The sequence below is a fragment of the Pseudoalteromonas sp. 5Ae-yellow genome (assembly GCF_014077565.1).
Classification (GTDB): domain Bacteria; phylum Pseudomonadota; class Gammaproteobacteria; order Enterobacterales; family Alteromonadaceae; genus Pseudoalteromonas.
This window is the reverse complement of the sequence record NZ_JACGWD010000005.1, coordinates 37,776-56,609: the sequence shown is the minus strand read 5'-3', so window position 1 is coordinate 56,609 and position 18,834 is coordinate 37,776. Positions and strand designations below refer to the sequence as shown.

15 protein-coding genes are annotated in these 18,834 nt (G+C 39.7%); 11 read left to right on the top strand and 4 right to left on the bottom strand.

What is annotated here, in order from left to right:
* Positions 1–67: 67 nt before the first annotated feature.
* The 3 genes from aceK to H4J63_RS02490 all read left to right on the top strand — a co-directional run bounded on the left by aceK (position 68) and on the right by H4J63_RS02490 (position 3,365).
* Positions 68–1,786 carry a bifunctional isocitrate dehydrogenase kinase/phosphatase gene (gene aceK / locus H4J63_RS02500; protein ID WP_182194349.1) on the top strand — a complete coding sequence of 573 codons (1,719 nt, stop codon included), beginning with the start codon at positions 68–70 and terminating at the stop codon, positions 1,784–1,786.
* 19 nt (positions 1,787–1,805) lie between these two features.
* Positions 1,806–2,744 carry a LysR family transcriptional regulator gene (locus H4J63_RS02495; RefSeq protein WP_076923831.1) on the top strand — a complete coding sequence of 313 codons (939 nt, stop codon included), beginning with the start codon at positions 1,806–1,808 and terminating at the stop codon, positions 2,742–2,744.
* Positions 2,745–2,921: 177 nt separating this feature from the next.
* The gene (locus tag H4J63_RS02490; protein ID WP_182194347.1) at positions 2,922–3,365 is read left to right on the top strand and encodes a PA2169 family four-helix-bundle protein; all 444 of its coding nucleotides are present in this window, start codon (positions 2,922–2,924) and stop codon (positions 3,363–3,365) included.
* A gap of 372 nt (positions 3,366–3,737) precedes the next feature.
* Here H4J63_RS02490 and H4J63_RS02485 read toward each other — a convergent pair whose 3' ends face one another.
* From H4J63_RS02485 to H4J63_RS02475, 3 genes are read right to left on the bottom strand one after another with little or no spacing between them, the layout of a single operon-like run.
* Positions 3,738–6,773, bottom strand: a complete 3,036-nt coding sequence (locus tag H4J63_RS02485) for a TonB-dependent siderophore receptor (protein ID WP_182194344.1) — start codon at positions 6,771–6,773, stop codon at positions 3,738–3,740.
* A 9-nt stretch (positions 6,774–6,782) separates the two neighbouring features.
* Complete coding sequence (locus H4J63_RS02480; RefSeq protein WP_024603563.1) at positions 6,783–7,862, bottom strand: FecR family protein; 1,080 nt, start codon at positions 7,860–7,862, stop codon at positions 6,783–6,785.
* The gene (locus tag H4J63_RS02475) at positions 7,859–8,425 is read right to left on the bottom strand and encodes an RNA polymerase sigma factor (RefSeq protein ID WP_024597233.1); all 567 of its coding nucleotides are present in this window, start codon (positions 8,423–8,425) and stop codon (positions 7,859–7,861) included. The genes H4J63_RS02480 and H4J63_RS02475 overlap by 4 nt, the downstream gene beginning before the upstream one ends.
* A gap of 273 nt (positions 8,426–8,698) precedes the next feature.
* Here H4J63_RS02475 and H4J63_RS02470 point away from each other — a divergent pair, with 273 nt between their 5' ends.
* The gene (locus tag H4J63_RS02470; RefSeq protein ID WP_165723945.1) at positions 8,699–9,214 is read left to right on the top strand and encodes a DUF2937 family protein; all 516 of its coding nucleotides are present in this window, start codon (positions 8,699–8,701) and stop codon (positions 9,212–9,214) included.
* On the opposite strand, the gene H4J63_RS02465 is transcribed toward H4J63_RS02470, so the two are convergent.
* Positions 9,194–10,081 carry a LysR family transcriptional regulator gene (locus tag H4J63_RS02465; protein ID WP_182194341.1) on the bottom strand — a complete coding sequence of 296 codons (888 nt, stop codon included), beginning with the start codon at positions 10,079–10,081 and terminating at the stop codon, positions 9,194–9,196. The two genes, H4J63_RS02470 and H4J63_RS02465, sit on opposite strands and share 21 nt — an antisense overlap.
* Positions 10,082–10,203: 122 nt before the next feature.
* On the opposite strand from H4J63_RS02465, the gene H4J63_RS02460 reads away from it, so the two are divergent.
* From H4J63_RS02460 to H4J63_RS02430, 7 genes are all read left to right on the top strand, one after another.
* Entirely contained in the window at positions 10,204–10,854 is a 651-nt protein-coding gene (locus tag H4J63_RS02460; RefSeq protein ID WP_024597236.1) for a peroxiredoxin-like family protein, read from the top strand.
* Positions 10,854–11,621: a haloacid dehalogenase type II gene (locus H4J63_RS02455; RefSeq protein ID WP_182194339.1), complete on the top strand. Its 768-nt coding sequence runs from the start codon at positions 10,854–10,856 to the stop codon at positions 11,619–11,621. Before H4J63_RS02460 ends, H4J63_RS02455 begins: the two co-directional genes overlap by 1 nt.
* A 219-nt stretch (positions 11,622–11,840) precedes the next feature.
* A complete protein-coding gene (locus H4J63_RS02450) occupies positions 11,841–12,449 on the top strand; it encodes a PilZ domain-containing protein (RefSeq protein WP_182194336.1) in 609 nt (202 codons plus the stop codon).
* A gap of 57 nt (positions 12,450–12,506) precedes the next feature.
* Positions 12,507–13,562: an agmatine/peptidylarginine deiminase gene (locus H4J63_RS02445; protein ID WP_182194333.1), complete on the top strand. Its 1,056-nt coding sequence runs from the start codon at positions 12,507–12,509 to the stop codon at positions 13,560–13,562.
* On the top strand, positions 13,559–14,452 hold the full coding sequence (locus tag H4J63_RS02440; protein ID WP_182194330.1) for a carbon-nitrogen hydrolase: 894 nt from the start codon (positions 13,559–13,561) through the stop codon (positions 14,450–14,452). Before H4J63_RS02445 ends, H4J63_RS02440 begins: the two co-directional genes overlap by 4 nt.
* Positions 14,453–14,511: 59 nt before the next feature.
* A complete protein-coding gene (mfd, locus tag H4J63_RS02435; protein ID WP_182194327.1) occupies positions 14,512–17,985 on the top strand; it encodes a transcription-repair coupling factor in 3,474 nt (1,157 codons plus the stop codon).
* Complete coding sequence (locus H4J63_RS02430) at positions 17,985–18,821, top strand: peptidoglycan binding protein CsiV (RefSeq protein ID WP_182194325.1); 837 nt, start codon at positions 17,985–17,987, stop codon at positions 18,819–18,821. Before mfd ends, H4J63_RS02430 begins: the two co-directional genes overlap by 1 nt.
* The last annotated feature ends 13 nt before the right edge of the window (positions 18,822–18,834 follow it).

Here is an 18,834-nt window from a genome sequence, read left to right as displayed (position 1 = left end):
TTAAACTTAAAATAACATACCCTTAACACAATAGAGTATAAGCTCTAGGGACTATTAAGGAGTGCAAATGCAGCCTCGCCATATTGCTGAATTAATTTTAACGGGTTTTAAAAGGCATTATCAGCTATTTCAAAAAACAACGGCCAAAGCCCCCCTCGCCTTTGCAAAAAAAGATTGGCAAGCAATTAATGATATAAGCCGTTTGCGTATCAGCTATTATGATGATCGTGTTAACGAAACCACGCAAGCGCTAAAAAAAGAAACCCCAACAGAGCAACTTGATGAAAGCCTATGGCTTGAAGTTAAAAAGATATACCAGCATTTTTTATGTTTTCATCCCCAAGCTGAACTCGCCGAAACCTTTTATAACTCTGTATTTTGCCGGCTGTACCATAGGCGCTATTTTCATAATGACTTTATATTTGTAGAAGCAACTTTGAAAGATGCTCCTTCAGTACCTGTTGAGGCCGAATATAGGACATACTTTCCAGTAGTTGATGGCCTAAAGCCAACAATAAAGCGCATTATTAATCATTTTGATTTTAAAGCCTCATTTGTAAATTTAGAGCGTGATATTCGCCTTCTTGTTAAAGCATTTTATAAACAAGCACCCGATACACATCACCAACCTTGGCAAATGCGCTTTGATATTTTGCACACGCCTTTTTATCGTAATAAAGCAGCTTATATAGTAGGTCGTGTTGTTTCAAAAAGTGGTGTTCAGCCTTTTATAATCGCCGTATTACACGATGAAGATAACGGATTGTATTTAGATGCACTTTTAACTAAGTCATCTCAAATGCGTGTTATTTTTGGCTTTGCCCGCGCCTACTTTATGGTAGAGACTCATGCGCCTTCAGCACTTGTCCGGTTTTTGAATCAGCTTATGCCAAACAAAACACTTGCTGAGCTCTATAATGCAGTGGGTTTTCATAAGCAGGGGAAAACTGAGTTTTATCGAGAGTTTTTAAATCACTTATCTCACTCAAGTGATGAGTTTACAATTGCTCCGGGTACACCAGGTATGGTGATGATGGTATTTACCCTCCCCTCATTTGGTTATGTTTTTAAAATAATAAAAGACAAATTTGGTGAAAGTAAGCCCTTTGGCCGTGATACCGTATTAAAGCGCTATCAACTAGTAAAAAACCATGATCGCGTTGGCAGAATGGCCGACACCATAGAGTATTCTAACGTCGTATTTCCTTTGGCACGTTTTGATAGTAATTTACTTGCGCAATTGCATAAAACAATTGGCTCATCAATGGTAATTGAAGGCGAATGGTTGATCATCAAGCATTTGTATATTGAACGGCGCATGACACCACTCAATTTATTTTTAGAGAATGCTGATGAAGAAAGTGCCGCTGACGCAATTGAAGAGTACGGGCAAGCCCTAAAAGAAATGATTGCCGTTAATATATTTCCTGGCGATATGCTCTTAAAAAACTTTGGTGTAAGTAAGCACAAACGTATTATTTTTTACGATTACGATGAAGTTCAATACCTAACCGATATGAACTTTAGAGCATTACCAAAAGCAAAGAGTTACGATGATTATTTAATGGATGAGCAAAGTTACTCTGTTGCACCACAAGACGTATTTCCAGAGCAGTTATGTACCTTTGTAATGCCTAATCCTATGTATAAAAAGTTTTTCCTCAGCACTCATCCAGAGCTTATAGATGTTAGCTTTTGGAAGCAGGCACAACAAAATATAAAAAATGGTCAGGTAAGTCATATTTACCCATACCCGACAGCACAGCGATTTATTCACCACTGGTAAGCGCTAAAGGACACACACAATGAATATAAGTAAAATAGATTTAAATTTACTCGTTTATCTCGATACATTGCTCCGAGAATGCAACGTAACACGCGCTGCTAATCAATTGAGTATTACGCAACCCGCAATGAGTAATGGCCTTAAACGACTTCGTAACCTATTTAACGACCCTATTTTAGTTCGTACCAGCGATGGTATGGTGCCTACCGAGCGTGCTTTAGAGTTACAACCCGTTATTCGTGGCATATTAATGACGCTTGAAGAAACTCTAGCACCTAATAGAGAATTTGAGGCAAGCCAGAGTAAACGTGTATTTAGAATAATGGCCAGTGATTACGCTGCAAGTACGTTAGCGCCAAAGCTTTTAAGTAAACTACACGAAGAAGCCCCCGATACTACTTTAGATATACTCACACCAAGTGACGTAACCTTTCATGACGTAGAAAACGGTAAAGTAGATATGGCAATCAACCGCTTTGAAAACTTACCTCAGTCTTTTCATCATAAACGTATTTGGAAAGACAGTTTTTGCTGCTTAGTTAAGGCCGACAACCCTATTATTGAGAGCTTTAGCCTCGACAGCTACTTAAAAGCACGCCATATATGGGTGAGTAAAACAGGTTTTGGTGTAGGTGTGGGCATGGACCCTAAAGATGTGCAAAAACTCGGCTGGGTAGACGAAGCACTTGCCCACTTTGGTAAACATCGTAACATTGCCACTTTTACGCGTAACTATCATGTAGCGATTCATTTAGCTAAAGAGAAAAACTTGATTGCGACCCTTCCTTCAAAAGCCGCAAATATATACTTAGATGATCCGGGGCTTAAAATTTTAGAGCCACCGTTTCCAATTCCTCCTTTTGAGCTTGATATGATTTGGAGCCCACTGCTGCATCGCGATGCGAGCCATATCTGGTTACGCCAAAAAGTAGCTGAGGTAGCTGAAGAGCTAAAATAACTTTATTACACAATATAATGTAAAAATTGCTAGGTTAATACTTTCCTCATTAACTTAGCCCCTTCCTGTAATAAAATTAAACCAATAAAATCAAATGACTACATAAAAACAAAAACGTGGAACGTACATTGCTTTTATTAAATTGAACTATACATTCATTTAATAAAAGAGGTCATTATGAACACCCATCAAGGATCAGAAGTAAATCATATTACTGACATCATTCAAGTTATGAACAGCGGCATCGATTTTTATCAAAAAGCACAGGAAAAAGTTGAAGACCCTGCTATTGGCGCACTTTTTCAGCGTATGATAGATGCCCGAAAAGTGAGTGTTGAGCGCTTGCAGCCATATGCAATTAATGAAAAAGGCGAACGCGAAGATGGCTCATCTTTCGCAGTTGAAGCACGACGTGCGTACACAGCCCTATTGACTACTTTCACCTCACACAACGACAGCACGTATGTAAAAGAGCTTGAAGAAGTAGAAGATAAAACCCTTGAAGAAATTAAAGCAGCAATGAATAAACCGCAACCAGCTGACTGCGAAGCTGCACTGGCTAAAACATTATTAACAATGCAAAGCTGCCATGCAGAAATGAGCCGTATGCAAAAGCATTAAGCTTACATAGCTCACAACTAGAACCCAGCCTCGAGCTGGGTTTTTTATTGCCTCTAATACAACGCCTCGCTTCACATCGTATTTAAAGTATATTGTTTAAGAAATTCATTTTGAATGGGCTTGATGATCATCAATAAAATCAGCCCAAGCTAATACCAATCTGCTTATATATGGGGTCTATTTAACGTTAAGAAAATTACGCTAGAACTAGGCAAAAGTTTTTATATCTAGTTGTTCTAAATAAAAAACTTTTAACGACGTTATAGTGCAATTTAATTCGTTAAATTGATCAAAGATTTATGCAGGTTGGTATAAAACCAAAAAAAGGGCCTTACGGCCCTTTGAGTTAAATAACGAAAGGGAGGTTATTAATTAAAAACGGTATTCTGCACCTACGTAGTAGTAAGCACCGTTAAATCCAAATGGAGCCGAGCGACGTGAGTAGTCAAACACACCTGAGCTACTTATTACTGTGTTGCCACTAGCATCCACAATAGTACCTGAGCGAGAGTTACCTATTTCGTTTTTATCTGGGTAAACGTCAAACAAGTTATTTGCACCAATGTTTACCGACAAATCTTCAGTAACGAAGTAGTTAACTTTAACGTCAGTTAAAATTTCTGCGCCATACGTTTGACGTCCGCCATCTTCTACTGTGTACTCACCAAAGCGATTAAGTGACAGGTTAACTGTCCAATCATCACGTTGATAAAGTGCACTTAAGTTAATACGATCCTCTGGTTGCCACTCTTCTATAATAGAGATATCTTCCGCTGAAAATATATCGTCTACACTTACTGTCTCAAGGCTTGAGCCAGCAGGAGAAAATAACGATACAACATCTGTTTTAGTGAAGTTAGCTGCAAGTGTAAAATCAAGCGTACCGCCTAAACCTTCAGTGTTCCACGTTGCTACAAAATCAACACCACGAGTTTCAGTATCAGCACCATTTAAGAAAAACTGCCCTACGCCAGCCCCCGCACTATTTAATGCAGCATCAAGGCTTGTAGATAACCCTTTACCTAAGCGATCACTAATTACAATACGGTCGTCAATATCAATCGAGTAGTAATCAACGGTTACATTAATATTATCGGTAACGTTATACACAATACCTAAACTACGGTTTTGTGATTTTTCTTCTTTAAGTTTTGGAATACCTAAACTTTGCGCAAGTGTTGAATCATTTCTAAATGTACCAACTTCTTCTGCAACTAAATTCCCATTAGTATCAACAACAAATTGTGTGCTTACGTTATTAAAGTAAAGCTGCTGCATTGAAGGCGCTCTAAATCCTGAGCTTAATGCACCACGTAATGAAATATCGTCGGTAATAGACCAGTTACCAGCAAGTTTAAAGTTTACTGTATCGCCAAAACCTTTGTAGTTATCGTAGCGAAGTGCACCAGATAAAATCACATCTTCAATTACATAAGATTCTGCATCTACGTAAAATGAAATTACATCACGTGACTCATCCACTGAAGACGCAGGTGATGAACCACCAAAACCTTGTGAACCACCCGATGCATCTTCAGAGCCAACACCGCCACTTAAACCGCTGTAAATACTTACACCATTTAATGTGTCGTAATCGCGGTACGCATATTCATTACCTTCTAAAATACGGTATTCATCAGTACGTATTTCAGCACCCATTGCTAACGAATAATCATCAAAGTTTTGCGTAAAATCAATATTGATTGTTTGCAGTGATAATTCCATGCCGTAAGCGTACGCTTCACGTGGAATAGTTGTACGAATATCAGCTGCACTTAAGCCTTGGTCATAACGTAAAAAGTTAGCGTATGAGGCATTGATAGTGTCACTTGTAGTGTAATCAATGCTGTTCTCACCATAGGTGTAAGATAAATCAAGGCTTGCATCGTTATCAAATTCAGTTTTATAACCAAAGTTGTACGAGATATCGTCGATAGTTGTGTTGATTTTTGGTAAGAAACCTAGCGGAATCGTTGCATCGTTATCTTGTAGTACTGGGTTACCGCCTGCATTTGCATTATGACGGAAAAATGCAGCCGACTCATTTTCGCGTGTTGAGTAAGTAATAAAGCCGTAAAGCTCGCCATCACCTAACTCGTAACCGGTATTAATTGTTAAACCAAACTGCTGAGAATCAGCATCACCAATTCTAAAGGTATCACGATCGGCTGTCAGCTCACGCGGATCACCAGCAAGTAAAGTGCCGTCACTTAGTTCTGTACAACCATAAAACTGACAAGAGCCATGTAAACCGGCACGGTTAGTCGGTGCACGGTCACGGTAATTGATAGTTGTATTTAAATAACCGTCATCACCTAGCGCAAAGCCTTTATTAAAATCAAGGTTAATGGTTTCGCCATCGCCTTCAGAATATTGACCGTAGTTAATAGCCGCTTTGCCACCTTCGCTACCATCTTTGAGCACAATATTAATAACACCAGCAATGGCATCAGAACCATACTGAGCAGCAGCGCCATCACGTAATACTTCAATGCGTTTAATTGCAGAAGCTGGAATTGCATTCATGTCAGTACCTGCGGTACCACGCCCAACAGAGCCATTAATATGAATAATACTTGCTTGATGACGACGTTTGCCGTTAATTAACACCAATGTTTGATCGGGACCTAAACCGCGAAGTGTCGCAGGTCTTAAAGCATCAGTACCGTCACTAATTGCAGAGCTTGAAAAGTTAAATGAAGGGGCGATAGACTGTAGCATACGACCAACTTCTGTTTGGCCCGTATTTTCAAGCGCTTCTGCACTTAAGATATCTACTGGAACGGGTAAATCTTCAACTGAACGTCCTGCTACACGGCTACCGACAATAGCAATTTTTTCAATTTTTTCTTGAGCGACTTCTTCTGCTGCGTTTACACCTTGCGAATTTACTGCAAGTAAAGCTGGTAATACTGCTGCACTGACCGCTGAAAGCTTCATCATGTTGTTATCATTCCTGTTGATTTGTTTGAGTTTTATACTCAGTAAACCATTTTGATCAACAACCGCATCGAGCTCAGTCCCACCTAATAATGCCTCTAGAGCATCTAGCTGAGTGTAAAATCCATAAACTGAATTTGCGTCATACTGCTTTGCCAACTCATAAGAAAACACCACGGTTTGCTCTGTTTGTTTAGCATATTCAATTAAGGCTTTGTCTGCTCGCTGCGCTTTTATATCAAATTGCACCATTTGCCCAGTGGTTTGTGTTGCTGCTTGTACACTTAAACTAAAAATAGCCGGTGCAAGCACACTAAATCCACTCAATAAATGCGTTTGGTTACTGCGCAACTTATATAAACAGCTGACAAACAAAAATCCTCTATGGGTTTGTTTCTTTTTTTTAATGTTTTTTTTACGTTCAATCTTTATTGATGTAACTTTACCTAACATTAGTTTGATTTGCATAACGTCTACTTATGATTCTGTATGGTGTTTTAGCGTTACTACATGCTCACCTAAACGCTCATGATCAATCGAAAAGTTAGTTTGTAAACTTTCTAGTAAACCTTCAACGTCACCGGCTTTAAATACTCCAGCGACTTTAATACTGGCAAGCTCAGCTGATGAAAGCTCAAAACGTGTGGCTGTATAGCGGCTTACTTCATTTAAAGCATCGCTTAGCTCTTCTCCATTAAAAATAAGCATCCCGTTTTGCCATGCCAAATCGCGTTGTACGTCGTTCATTGAAAGCTGCGTAATTGGTTTTGTAACACTTTGCTCAATAACTGCTTTTTCGCCTGAGGTAACAATATTGGCATTAATTTGACGAATTTTTTTCGTGCTATTATCTGCAAGTTGATAATCTTTAAAGTCATTTGCATCAACCGCTACACTTGGATCGGTGATCATCACTTTGCCTTCAGTAACCACCAGTTCTAAATCTGATGAAGTATTGCGTTGTACATTAAATACCGTGCCTAACGCGGTAAAACTTTTATCACCAGCCATAACACTAAACGGACGCGTGGCATCTTTTGCTACATTAAAGCGCCCTTCTCCACGACTAAGTAATAACTGCCTGCGGCCTTTACTATAAGCAACTTCTAGTAAGCTATTAGTATTAAGCTGCACTATGGTGCCGTCTGGCAATACATACGTTGCTTGCTCGCCTACTTTTGTTTTGTAAATTTTAGTGTAATTAACTTTAGCAAGCTCTTGGTTGTAGCCATTTTCTAAGTTAATTAATAAGTAGCTGCATACCATTAACGCTGCAAACAAACTCGCTGCAATTGAGTAAGAAAACATCCACTTGTTTTTTGATGTTTTAGTATTGTTGCGCTGAGGAAATAAATGACTTAATTCGTTTAATACTGAAAGCTCATCCCAAAGCTGAGCAAGCTCGTATATAGAGTCTTGATGTGCGGTGCTTTGCATCATCCATAATTTAAATTGCTCTTTTTCATCATCAGTTAAACCACGATCAATCGCGCTTATCCAATCACATGACTTTTCTAAGATTAAATCTTTTGAATTAAATTGATGAACATTACTCATTCTGCGACCCTCTTAACTGATATAGGATGTGCTTGAGCTTTAAGGTTCGTTTGAGGGCTTTGCTCATGTTCACGCATGTATAACATGGTTTGTAACAATCCTTTGGCAATGTGTTTTTCAACAGTGCTTTGGCTTAACTGCATTTGGTCTGCTATCTCTTTTTGGCTCATACCGTAAACTTTTTTTAATATAAAGCATTTACGAATCGATGAGCTTAGTTGCTCAGTAGCTCTACAAAAAAGTAAAAAACGCTCTTTAGATGTGTATTCGTCTTCGAGCTTCATTGATTTGAGTAATACGGGCAATTCGTTATCGTTTTCTAACGAATCATTAAATTTATTGTCCCACTTAGCTATATGGTTGAGTGCTAGATGTTTTGCTGTTTTTAGCATATAACTGCGGGTAAACTGGATGTCTTGTTTTAAATCAGCTTCATAGCTTTTTACAAAAGTTTCTTGCACAATGTCTTCTACATCGTCGGGTTGAACAATGCGCGATACAAAACGTTTGAGCTGTTTAGAAATATCAACAAATGTTGACGTGAACTTTACTTTTTTCGTCATCCTTAACATCCACCTGTTGTTATTTTTATTATTAGGGCGTGTTGGCCTTTCGTGGTTGAATTTGCAGCAGTACGTTTGGTATTTAGGCAAGGCAGAGCCTATGTAGTGTGGTTACTCCCCATAAATAAGTGATAACGCAGCATAAATGCCAAACATGCGCTGCCCTTTGGGTTCAATCCACAAAGGTTAACACGCCCCAATAGATTACGAGTTTTTGACATAAAAACAAGCTCAAATGTTAATTCTGGGTTATTTAAATGCATAGGAAGATAAATGAGTAAACTTTTAGATTATATACGACTTAGTTTCTTTGCATTCGGTTTACTACTTGGAGTGCAAATACCTGCATTTGTAAGTGACTTTGGCCAAGCATTATCAGCCCAGTTAATTGAAGCTAATAATGCCGTTGCGCCTTTTAAAAGCGATGCAGCTAAGTATTTCAATAATGATTTAACTAAGCTAATAAAACACTATCAAAATATTGATGATGAAATTGTGAACAAAGGGGCAAGTAATATCAGTACTCTTTACGAGCGACAGCAAGATTTACAGATAGCCGTAAATAGGTTTGAGAAATCTCCGTATATATTTACTATGATCAGTGGCATGAGCGATATAAAGCAACAAGTATGGCAACGCTTTGAAGGTCAAATCATTTTGAAAAAAGACTCTATTATAGCCGCCATTGTTGCAGCCATAATTGTTGCCTTGCTTGCAGAGCTTACTGGTTATTTGTTTTTAATTGGAGTAAAACGCTCATTTAAACGCTTATTCGCAGCTCAAAAATAGTGATTTCATAAAATCATAAAATACATCGGTTTTGCGGGTTGTTAAACTATTTTGCGGACGTAAAAACCAAACCGGTGCATCATCTTGTGCCATTACCCCTGGCATAACTTCAACCAAAATACCGTTTTTAAGATCTTCATTAATCGCTATTTTTGATTTAATAGCAATACCATGACCTGCAATAGCAGCTTGTGTCATATTATCGGAGTTTGAAATAGTAAAACGGGTTTTAGCATTAAAGGTATGTATTTTTTTGTGTTCGTCATAAAGCTTTAACTGGCGTTGCCACGGCAGGCAAACCCAATAATGCTCACTCAATTGCGTTAAATTTTCAGGCATGCCGTACTTTTCTATATAGCTAGGGGCTGCACAAAGTATGCGACTATTGTTTACGATTTTACGAGAAAGTAATCCTGAGTCATTTAACTTTCCCACCCTAATTGCAACATCTTGCGCGTCATCAACTACATTTACAAAATGATCCGTTATTAAAAAATCAAGCTTTAGTTCAGGGTAAGCTTGCTCAAACTCATTGAGTTTAGGCATTACGTATTTTGAAAAAACCCAAGGCGGCATGGTCACGCGTAGTAAACCACTCACCGATGAGCTACGCGCGCCAATACTATGTTCAGCATCGTGTAGAGCTTCTATTATAGCCCCCACACGCGTATAAAATATTTCACCTGCGGGAGATAACCGTACTCGCCTGCTATCTCTAAAAACAAGTACTGTAGCAAGCTCACGCTCTAGTTTACTTAAGCGATGGCTCACCGTTGCAGGCGATAAATGCTGCTCGCGGGCAGCAGCAAGCACGCCCTTATTTTCAACTACAGCTATAAATGTTTCTAGGTCGCTTAAATTATACATAAAGATGCCATTGTGCACTTTTCAATGTTTAATATTTTCGAATGAAGCTTTCAGTATTGCAATGTTTATTTAAATATCTAAAACACTATAATTGCAAATAGTCTAATTATTGAGGTTCAATCATGAGTTTAAAAGCGCAAATAGATGCCTATAACGTACAAAAAGATGCCAAATTACCGGCTGACGTTTTGGCACTAATGAACACTACAAACGAAGAGCTAATTGCACAGCATATTAAAGACAATGCATTGCAGATTGGTCAAAAAGTAGAAAACTTTAGCTTAGCCAACCATAACGGCGAAAACATCGAGCTTGCAGATTTACTAAAAAAAGGCCCGGTAATTATTAGTTTTTACCGTGGTGGCTGGTGCCCATATTGTAATTTAGAACTAAAAGCACTTAACGACTACTTACCACAATTTAAAACTCAAAGTGCTCAGTTAATCGCAATATCACCACAACTACCTGATGAAACTCTCTCAACTGCACAAAAAAACGACCTTGAATTTGACGTGCTTTGCGATGTGAGCAATAAAGTAGCTGAGCAATTTGGTTTATTGTTTACACTTGATGAGCGTATTCAAGCGTTATACACACAATTTGGTATTGATTTTGAACACTACTACGGCGATAAAAGCTTTAAATTACCGCTACCGGCCACCTATGTGATAAACCAAGAAGGTGTAATTACATACGCATTTTTAAGCGAAGATTACACCCTACGCGCAGAACCTATTGATGTTATGACAGCACTTGAATCGGAGAATAATTAATGTCTATTTTAAAATCGTTAAAAACACTTACTCTTTCACTACTTGTGGGCACAAGCCTTGTATCTGGTTATGCAGTCGCTGATGAACCAAAAGAACAAGCAAAACCTAAAGTGCTTATTTTTGATGTAAATGAAACCCTACTTGATTTAACGTCAATGCGTACCTCTATTGGTAAAGCGCTAGGCGGACGTGAAGATTTATTACCACTGTGGTTTTCAACTATGCTGCATCATTCATTAGTAGATACAGTAAGCGGTAGTTATCACGACTTTGGGCAGATCGGTGTGGCATCACTCCTTATGGTTGCCCAAAACAACAACATTAATATTACAAGTGAACAAGCTAAAACAGCTATTGTTACGCCTCTTTTAACGCTTCCTCCCCACAGCGATGTTAAAGAAGGACTGGCAAAACTCAAAGCACAGGGCTATAAGTTAGTAAGCCTTACAAATTCTTCAAACAAAGGTGTAAAGGCACAGTTTGAAAGCGCTGATTTAATGTCTTACTTTGATGCGCGTTACAGCATTGAAGATATTAAAATTTACAAACCAGACTTACGTGCGTATGAGTGGGTACTTAAAAAGCTAAACGTAGCACCAAATGAAGCAATGATGGTTGCAGCCCATGGCTGGGATGTTGCTGGTGCAAAAGAAGCTGGCTTACAAACCACTTTTATAGCACGCCCAGGTAAAGCACTTTACCCATTAGCTAAAAAACCAGATCACGTTGTGAAAGATTTACATGAATTAGCCGCTCTACTTAAATAAGTACACGCTGATGAATCAATATCCAAGCGGCCAATGTTAGGATGACATTGGCCGCTTTTTATAACTAACCCTAAATATGTCTTAGTGTATTTATTTTCATAATCTGTATGTTAAAAATTGAATGTAAACAAAGCATTTAGCCCGCTATGCGTTATTTTATCTGCTAGCAATTTAGTACTCACAACGCTACTATTAAATAAATACGTGGTGGAGAACATAATGAATAGTGAAAGATTAGGTGAGTTTGAGCAGTACTTTCAAATTAATGAAAGTATAAGAGTAAATTTATTCCCCGTATCAAACGGACAAGTTCCTAAATCGCAGCTTGAGCTTGAAGACGACATTCCCCCACTATTTAGATTAGCAAATGAAGTAAGTGAGCTTGAGCAAAGCTCGTTACGCCCACTGCGTAACTTAGGCGATATAGCACAAGAGCTAGCTACTTTTTTACAAGCGCAGTCACGTAAAATAGATTTAATAATGAGCCATATTTTGGCCTCAGAACAAGCCCAAGATAACGCAATACAATGTGATAGCTACGGCGGTGGCGGTATTCGTTTTACATCACCTGAAGTACACTCAATTGGCCAAGCATTTAGAACCAAACTGTTTTTTCACCACGAGGCCTCTGCGGTTTATTGTTACACCGAAGTTGTGGCAGTAGAAAAACAAGATAGCGAACACTACCAATACACTATGCTCTTTACCGCAATTAGAACCACTGACCAAGAACTTATTGTTAGAGCGAGTTTACATGCTCAAACCCGCCAACTTAAAAAACGTCAAGAACTTGATCAAAACCAAGGCGACCTAAACAGTGATAATTAGCTGACATCTTTATGTAAAATGCTAAACTAGCGCCATCTTAATTAGTATATAAAATTCATGAACTTTAGACTTTTACCAGAATGGGCCGAGCAAGACGCTGTTATGCTTACATGGCCTCACAAAGACACCGATTGGGCCGACAACTTAGCGCGTGTAGAACCTGTATATATTGAACTTGCTAAACACATAACAACGCAGCAACAGCTTGTTATTGTGGCGCATAACAGTGCCTTAAAAGTGCATATTACAGCATTACTAAATAGTGCTAACGTCTCTCTTAATCGTGTCCATTTTGTAGTAACGCCTACTAACGATACCTGGGCGCGCGATCATGGTCCGCTTACTTGCGCCGCTATTGATTCACCAAAGCCATTAAAAGTATATGATTTTACTTTTAATGGTTGGGGCAATAAGTTTGAAAGCGCATTAGACAATCAAATTAATTGTACTTTGGTAAAAGAGCTAAGTAGCACAAACAACCAATATCAAGCGCTCGATATGGTACTTGAAGGTGGCGGTATTGAAATAAACGAGCACGGTGTGTTGCTAACAACCAGTGAGTGTTTGCTTAATAAAAACCGTAACCCTGATTTAAACCCAAATGATATTGAAGCACTTTTAAAAGAGCACTTAGGCGCGACGAGTTTTTTATGGGTTGAACATGGCTATTTAGCGGGCGATGACACCGACAGCCACATTGATACCTTAGTGCGTTTTGCACCAAATAATACCCTTGTATATGTGCAGTGTGACGATAAAACTGATGAGCACTTTAGCGCACTTGATGCGATGGAAAAACAACTAAAAACCTTTAAAACTGCCGATAACACCCCATATAACTTAATTGAGTTACCGTGGCCAAAAGCCGCTTATGACGATGAGCAAACACGCTTACCGGCTACCTACGCTAACTACTTAATTATTAATAATGCTGTGCTTGTGCCAACGTATAATGATGCCAATGATAAGCGTGCTCTTGCGCAAGTTCAAAAAGCATACCCACAACACACTATTATTGGCGTAAATTGCCAACCAATTATTGAACAATTTGGCAGCCTGCACTGTATTACAATGCAATTACCTCGTGGATTTTTAGCTGGAGCAGCACAATGACAAGCCCTGCAAAATTAACCGTTGCGTTAGTGCAACAAAGCAATACCGATAACGCTCAGGACAATATGGCAAAATCAATAAGTGCCATTCGTGAAGCCGCTCAAAAAGGTGCAAAACTGGTTGTACTCCAAGAGCTACACCGAAGCCTCTATTTTTGCCAAACCGAAAATGTTGACGTATTTGATTTAGCCGAAACCATTCCAGGCCCTAGCAGTAATGCCTTAGGTGAGCTTGCTAAAGAGCTAAGCATTGTTATTGTCGCGTCTTTATTTGAAAAGCGCGCTACGGGCCTTTATCACAATACTGCAGTTGTATTAGAGCAAGACGGCAGTATTGCAGGTAAATACCGCAAAATGCATATTCCTGATGATCCTGGTTTTTACGAAAAATTTTACTTTACCCCAGGTGATATCGGTTTTGAGCCTATTCAAACCTCGGTGGGTAAATTAGGCGTGCTAGTATGTTGGGATCAATGGTTTCCGGAAGCTGCACGTTTAATGGCAATGGCTGGCGCTGAGGTATTAATTTATCCAACCGCTATCGGTTGGGATCCTAACGACGATTCGGCTGAGCAAACTCGTCAAAAAGATGCGTGGGTTATTAGCCAACGTGCCCATGCTGTTGCCAATGGCGTGCCGGTAATTAGCTGTAACCGCGTTGGCCATGAAAGTGACCCTAGTGAGCAAAGCGATGGTATTTCGTTTTGGGGCAATTCGTTTATTGCAGGCCCACAAGGTGAACTATTAGCAGAGGCTAATAATACTGATGAGCAAATTTTAGTAGTAGAAATTGATCAAAAACGCTCAGAAAACGTAAGACGTATTTGGCCGTTCTTGCGTGATCGACGAATTGATCACTATAAAGACCTAACAAAAATATACCGAGACTAAGTAACCTTAACTCAAGATGGCTCTTACTTGCTAAGAGCCAACTATAAATGGAGTAATAAATGGCGTTTGAGCAATGGGCAGCCTTGCCTTGGGTAAAATCTCATAAAGATAAAATTCAATGGGGCCAGCTAAGCGGAAGTGGTTTAAGTATTGCTATTGCTGAAGGCGTTAAACAACAAGATAACTTAGTCTTAATTGTTACGCCTGATACACCAAGCGCACTGCGCCTTGAAACAGAGCTAGAATATTTATTACCCGATAACCCAGTCATGGTATTTCCTGATTGGGAAACTCTGCCATACGATCATTTTTCTCCCCATCAAGATATTATTTCAGCCCGTTTGGCCACTTTAAACACCTTAAAAAAAGAACAACAAAGTGTGTTAATTGTACCTGTATCTACCTTAATGTTGCGAACAGCCCCGGCCTCGTTTATTTACGGTTCAACAATAAACTTTAAAGTGGGCGACAAGCTAGACACACATAACTTTCGTGACAATTTAGAGCAAGCCGGTTATCTAAATGTTCAACAAGTAATGGAGCACGGCGAATACGCTATACGCGGCTCTATCGTCGACTTATACCCAATGGGTAGCCCGCATCCATTTAGACTCGACTTTTTTGATGACGAACTCGATACTATTCGCTTATTTGATGTAGAAACGCAGCGTTCTGATGAAAAAGTAGATAAAATTGAGCTACTTCCAGCACATGAATTTCCTACTAACGACGCTGATATTGAACGTTTCAGAATAAGCTACCGTGAAAAATTTGGTGCAAGCTCGCAGCAAGACTCTGTATACATGCAAGTAAGCAAAGGTAACTGGCCTGCCGGTATTGAATACTACATGCCGTTGTTTTTTGAAAAGCTCGCGACTATTTTTGACTACCTGCCAGAAACAACTACCGTTATGCAACTGGGCGATTTAGAGCACGCGGCAGATAACTTTTGGCACGATGTAAATGTACGCTATGAGAACCGCAGAGTTGACCCACTTCGCCCATTACTAGAACCCAATGCGCTTTATCAGCCTATTGAAGAGCTGTTTTCTAATTTAGGCAATTTTGCACGTATTCGTTTATCGCTTGCAAAGCTTGGTACTAAAGCGGGCAATAAGAACTTAAGCGTTAGCGAGCTGCCTGCTATTCGAATTGATCATAAGCAGCATGAACCTTATGGCGCGTTTATAAATTATGTAGCAGAGCAAAAAAAGAAAAAAGGCCGCATATTACTCAGTGTTGAATCCGATGGTCGTCGCGAATCATTACTGAGCATTTTAAAACCAAGCGGTTTAAAATTTAAAGAATTTGAAACACTCGAACAATTCACAAAAAGCGCGAGTGATGTAGGTTTAATAGTAAGCCCGCTTGAACAAAGTGTCGTACTTGGCACTAAACCAAGCCTATCTATTATTACCGAGCAAGAACTGCTAGGCATAAAAGTATCTCAGCGCAGACGCCGTAAGCACAAGTACGAAGCCAGCCAAGATGCACTAATACGTAACTTAACCGAGCTTAAAGAGGGCCAACCTGTTGTGCATCTCGATCACGGTGTTGGGCGTTACCAAGGTTTGCAAACAATTGATGCTGCAGGTGTAATTACTGAGTTTGTTACGATTACTTACGCAAGTGAAGCTAAACTATACGTGCCAGTGTCGGCGCTGCATATGCTGAGTCGTTACTCTGGTGGCGAAGAAGCTAGCGCCCCGCTGCACAAGCTTGGCTCAGATGCATGGGAAAAAGCAAAAAAACGTGCGGCTGAAAAAGTTCGCGACGTAGCAGCAGAATTACTCGACATTTATGCACAGCGCCAAGCAAAACCCGGTAATAAGTTTACGCTAGACGCCCCTGCATATCGCCAATTTAGCGATAGCTTCCCGTTTGAAGAAACTGACGATCAGCGCAACGCCATAGAAGCGGTATTAGGTGATATGCAATCAAAGCAAGCCATGGACCGCTTAGTATGTGGTGACGTAGGCTTTGGTAAAACAGAAGTGGCCATGCGCGCTGCTTTTGTAGCGGTTAACGATGATAAACAAGTGGCAATTTTAGTGCCTACCACCTTGCTGGCTCAGCAGCACTATGAAAACTTTAAAGACCGTTTTGCTGATTTTCCTATTGAAGTAGGTGTACTTTCGCGCTTTAACTCCACTAAAGAGCAAAAAGATACGCTTGAAAAAATGGCAAACGGTAAGCTCGATATAGTTATTGGTACACATAAACTTATTCAGCAAGATATTAAGTTTAACGATTTAGGCTTACTCATTGTCGATGAAGAACATCGCTTTGGTGTTCGCCAAAAAGAGAAAATTAAAGCACTGCGCGCTGATGTAGACATACTCACACTAACTGCAACGCCAATACCGCGTACACTTAACATGGCCATGAGCGGAATGCGCGATTTATCAATTATTGCAACGCCACCGGCTAAACGTTTAGCGGTTAAAACCTTTGTACGGCAACGCGATGTAGAACTAATACGCGAAGCCGTACTGCGAGAAATTAAACGCGGTGGCCAAGTGTACTTTTTGCATAACAATGTAGAAACTATTGAGCGTGTTGCACAAGAAATTAGTGAATGGGTGCCAGAAGCAAGCGTAACCTCAGCCCATGGCCAAATGCGCGAGCAAGAGCTTGAGCAAATAATGACTGACTTTTATCATCAAAAATACAACGTGCTTGTATGTACTACGATTATCGAGACCGGTATCGATGTACCTACAGCCAACACCATTATTATGGATAGAGCTGATAAACTTGGCCTTGCGCAATTACACCAATTACGTGGACGAGTTGGCCGAAGCCATCATCAAGCGTATGCCTATTTACTCACAGGTGACCCCAAAGCACTTTCTAAAGATGCGAGTAAACGCTTACAAGCAATCGAATCATTGGAAGATTTAGGCGCGGGTTTTGCCCTCGCTACACACGATTTAGAAATTCGTGGCGCCGGTGAGTTACTTGGCGACGATCAATCAGGTCAAATGCAAACTATAGGCTTTAGTTTGTATATGGAAATGCTCGAGCAGGCCGTAAATGCACTACGTGAAGGTAAAGAGCCAACGCTTGAAAACCTACTTCAAAAACAAACCGAAGTAGATTTAAAACTAGCTGCCCTATTACCTGATGACTACATACACGATGTAAATGCACGTTTAGGCATGTACAAGCGCGTTGCAAGTTGTGCTAACCTTGACGACATGGACGAATTACAGGTAGAACTTATAGACCGTTTTGGTTTACTGCCAGATGCAGCCAAAAACTTGTTCAGCTTGCAGCAGCTTAAAATGCAGGCCAGTAATTTGGGTATAACAAAAATTGAGGCAAACCCAAAAGGTGGTTATTTTGAATTTAGCCAAGATACCAAGGTTAACCCTAGCTTCATCATTGGTTTGATACAAAGTGCGCCTAAGGTGTACAAAATGGATGGCGCAAATAAATTGCGCTTTGCAATTAGTGAAGCTAACGCTCGCGAACGCTTAAAAATGGTCACTGCAATGATTGCAGATTTCGAAAAAAAGGTTAGCCATTAATGTTGCTAAAAAAATCGCTGGTTATTTTATGCTGCTTGTTTAGCAGCACTGCATTTGCAGAACGCTGGTTTGAGGTTGAGGTGCTTGTATTTAAACAGCGCCCAGCTCCGTATTTGCAAGAAGATTTTACACTTAAGCACAAAGCTATTGAGGATAAAAACTCTCTAGATTTAATGACCCCTCTTTATACAGAGCAAGCAATGCAAGCCTGTATAGATGGTGATGAGCGTTTTCAAAAACGCTCTTTTACAGATTCATTAGTAAATTCAAACCCGCAATCGGGTGTATGTGGTGACAGTACAAACTACCTACAAAGCTATGATGAGCTACCTGTTACACCTCTAGCGCCCGCTAAAGATGATATGCAGCAAACTTATTTATTAGCGCCAGAACAGCTGCAATTTAAAGCGCAGTACCGACAGCTAGATCGCAAAGGATTAACACCTATTCTACATACAGGCTGGCGCTTTGAAGGCGCAAGTAAGTCGCGTGCACCAAGCATGCATTTAATCGCAGGTAAACACCTTAAAAGTGACTCTAACTTAACCCCTAGCTATTCAAACCCTGATTTTGTAAGTTTATTAAATTCACAACCTGAACTATTTAACGACCCGGAGCAATCAAAGGCAGAATGGGAACTAGACGGTTTATTTAAAATACACTTACGACATTATTTATACATTACAGCTAATTTTGATATTAGCCAAAAGCTAAAAAATGGCGATATAGAGTCAGCCCGCTTTTCTCAGTTTAGACGTGTAATAAGTGGTGAAGTACATTACTTTGACCACCCACGAATGGGCATGATTGTCCAAATCAGAAAATTCAAACATTAATACTAAGTAGGAT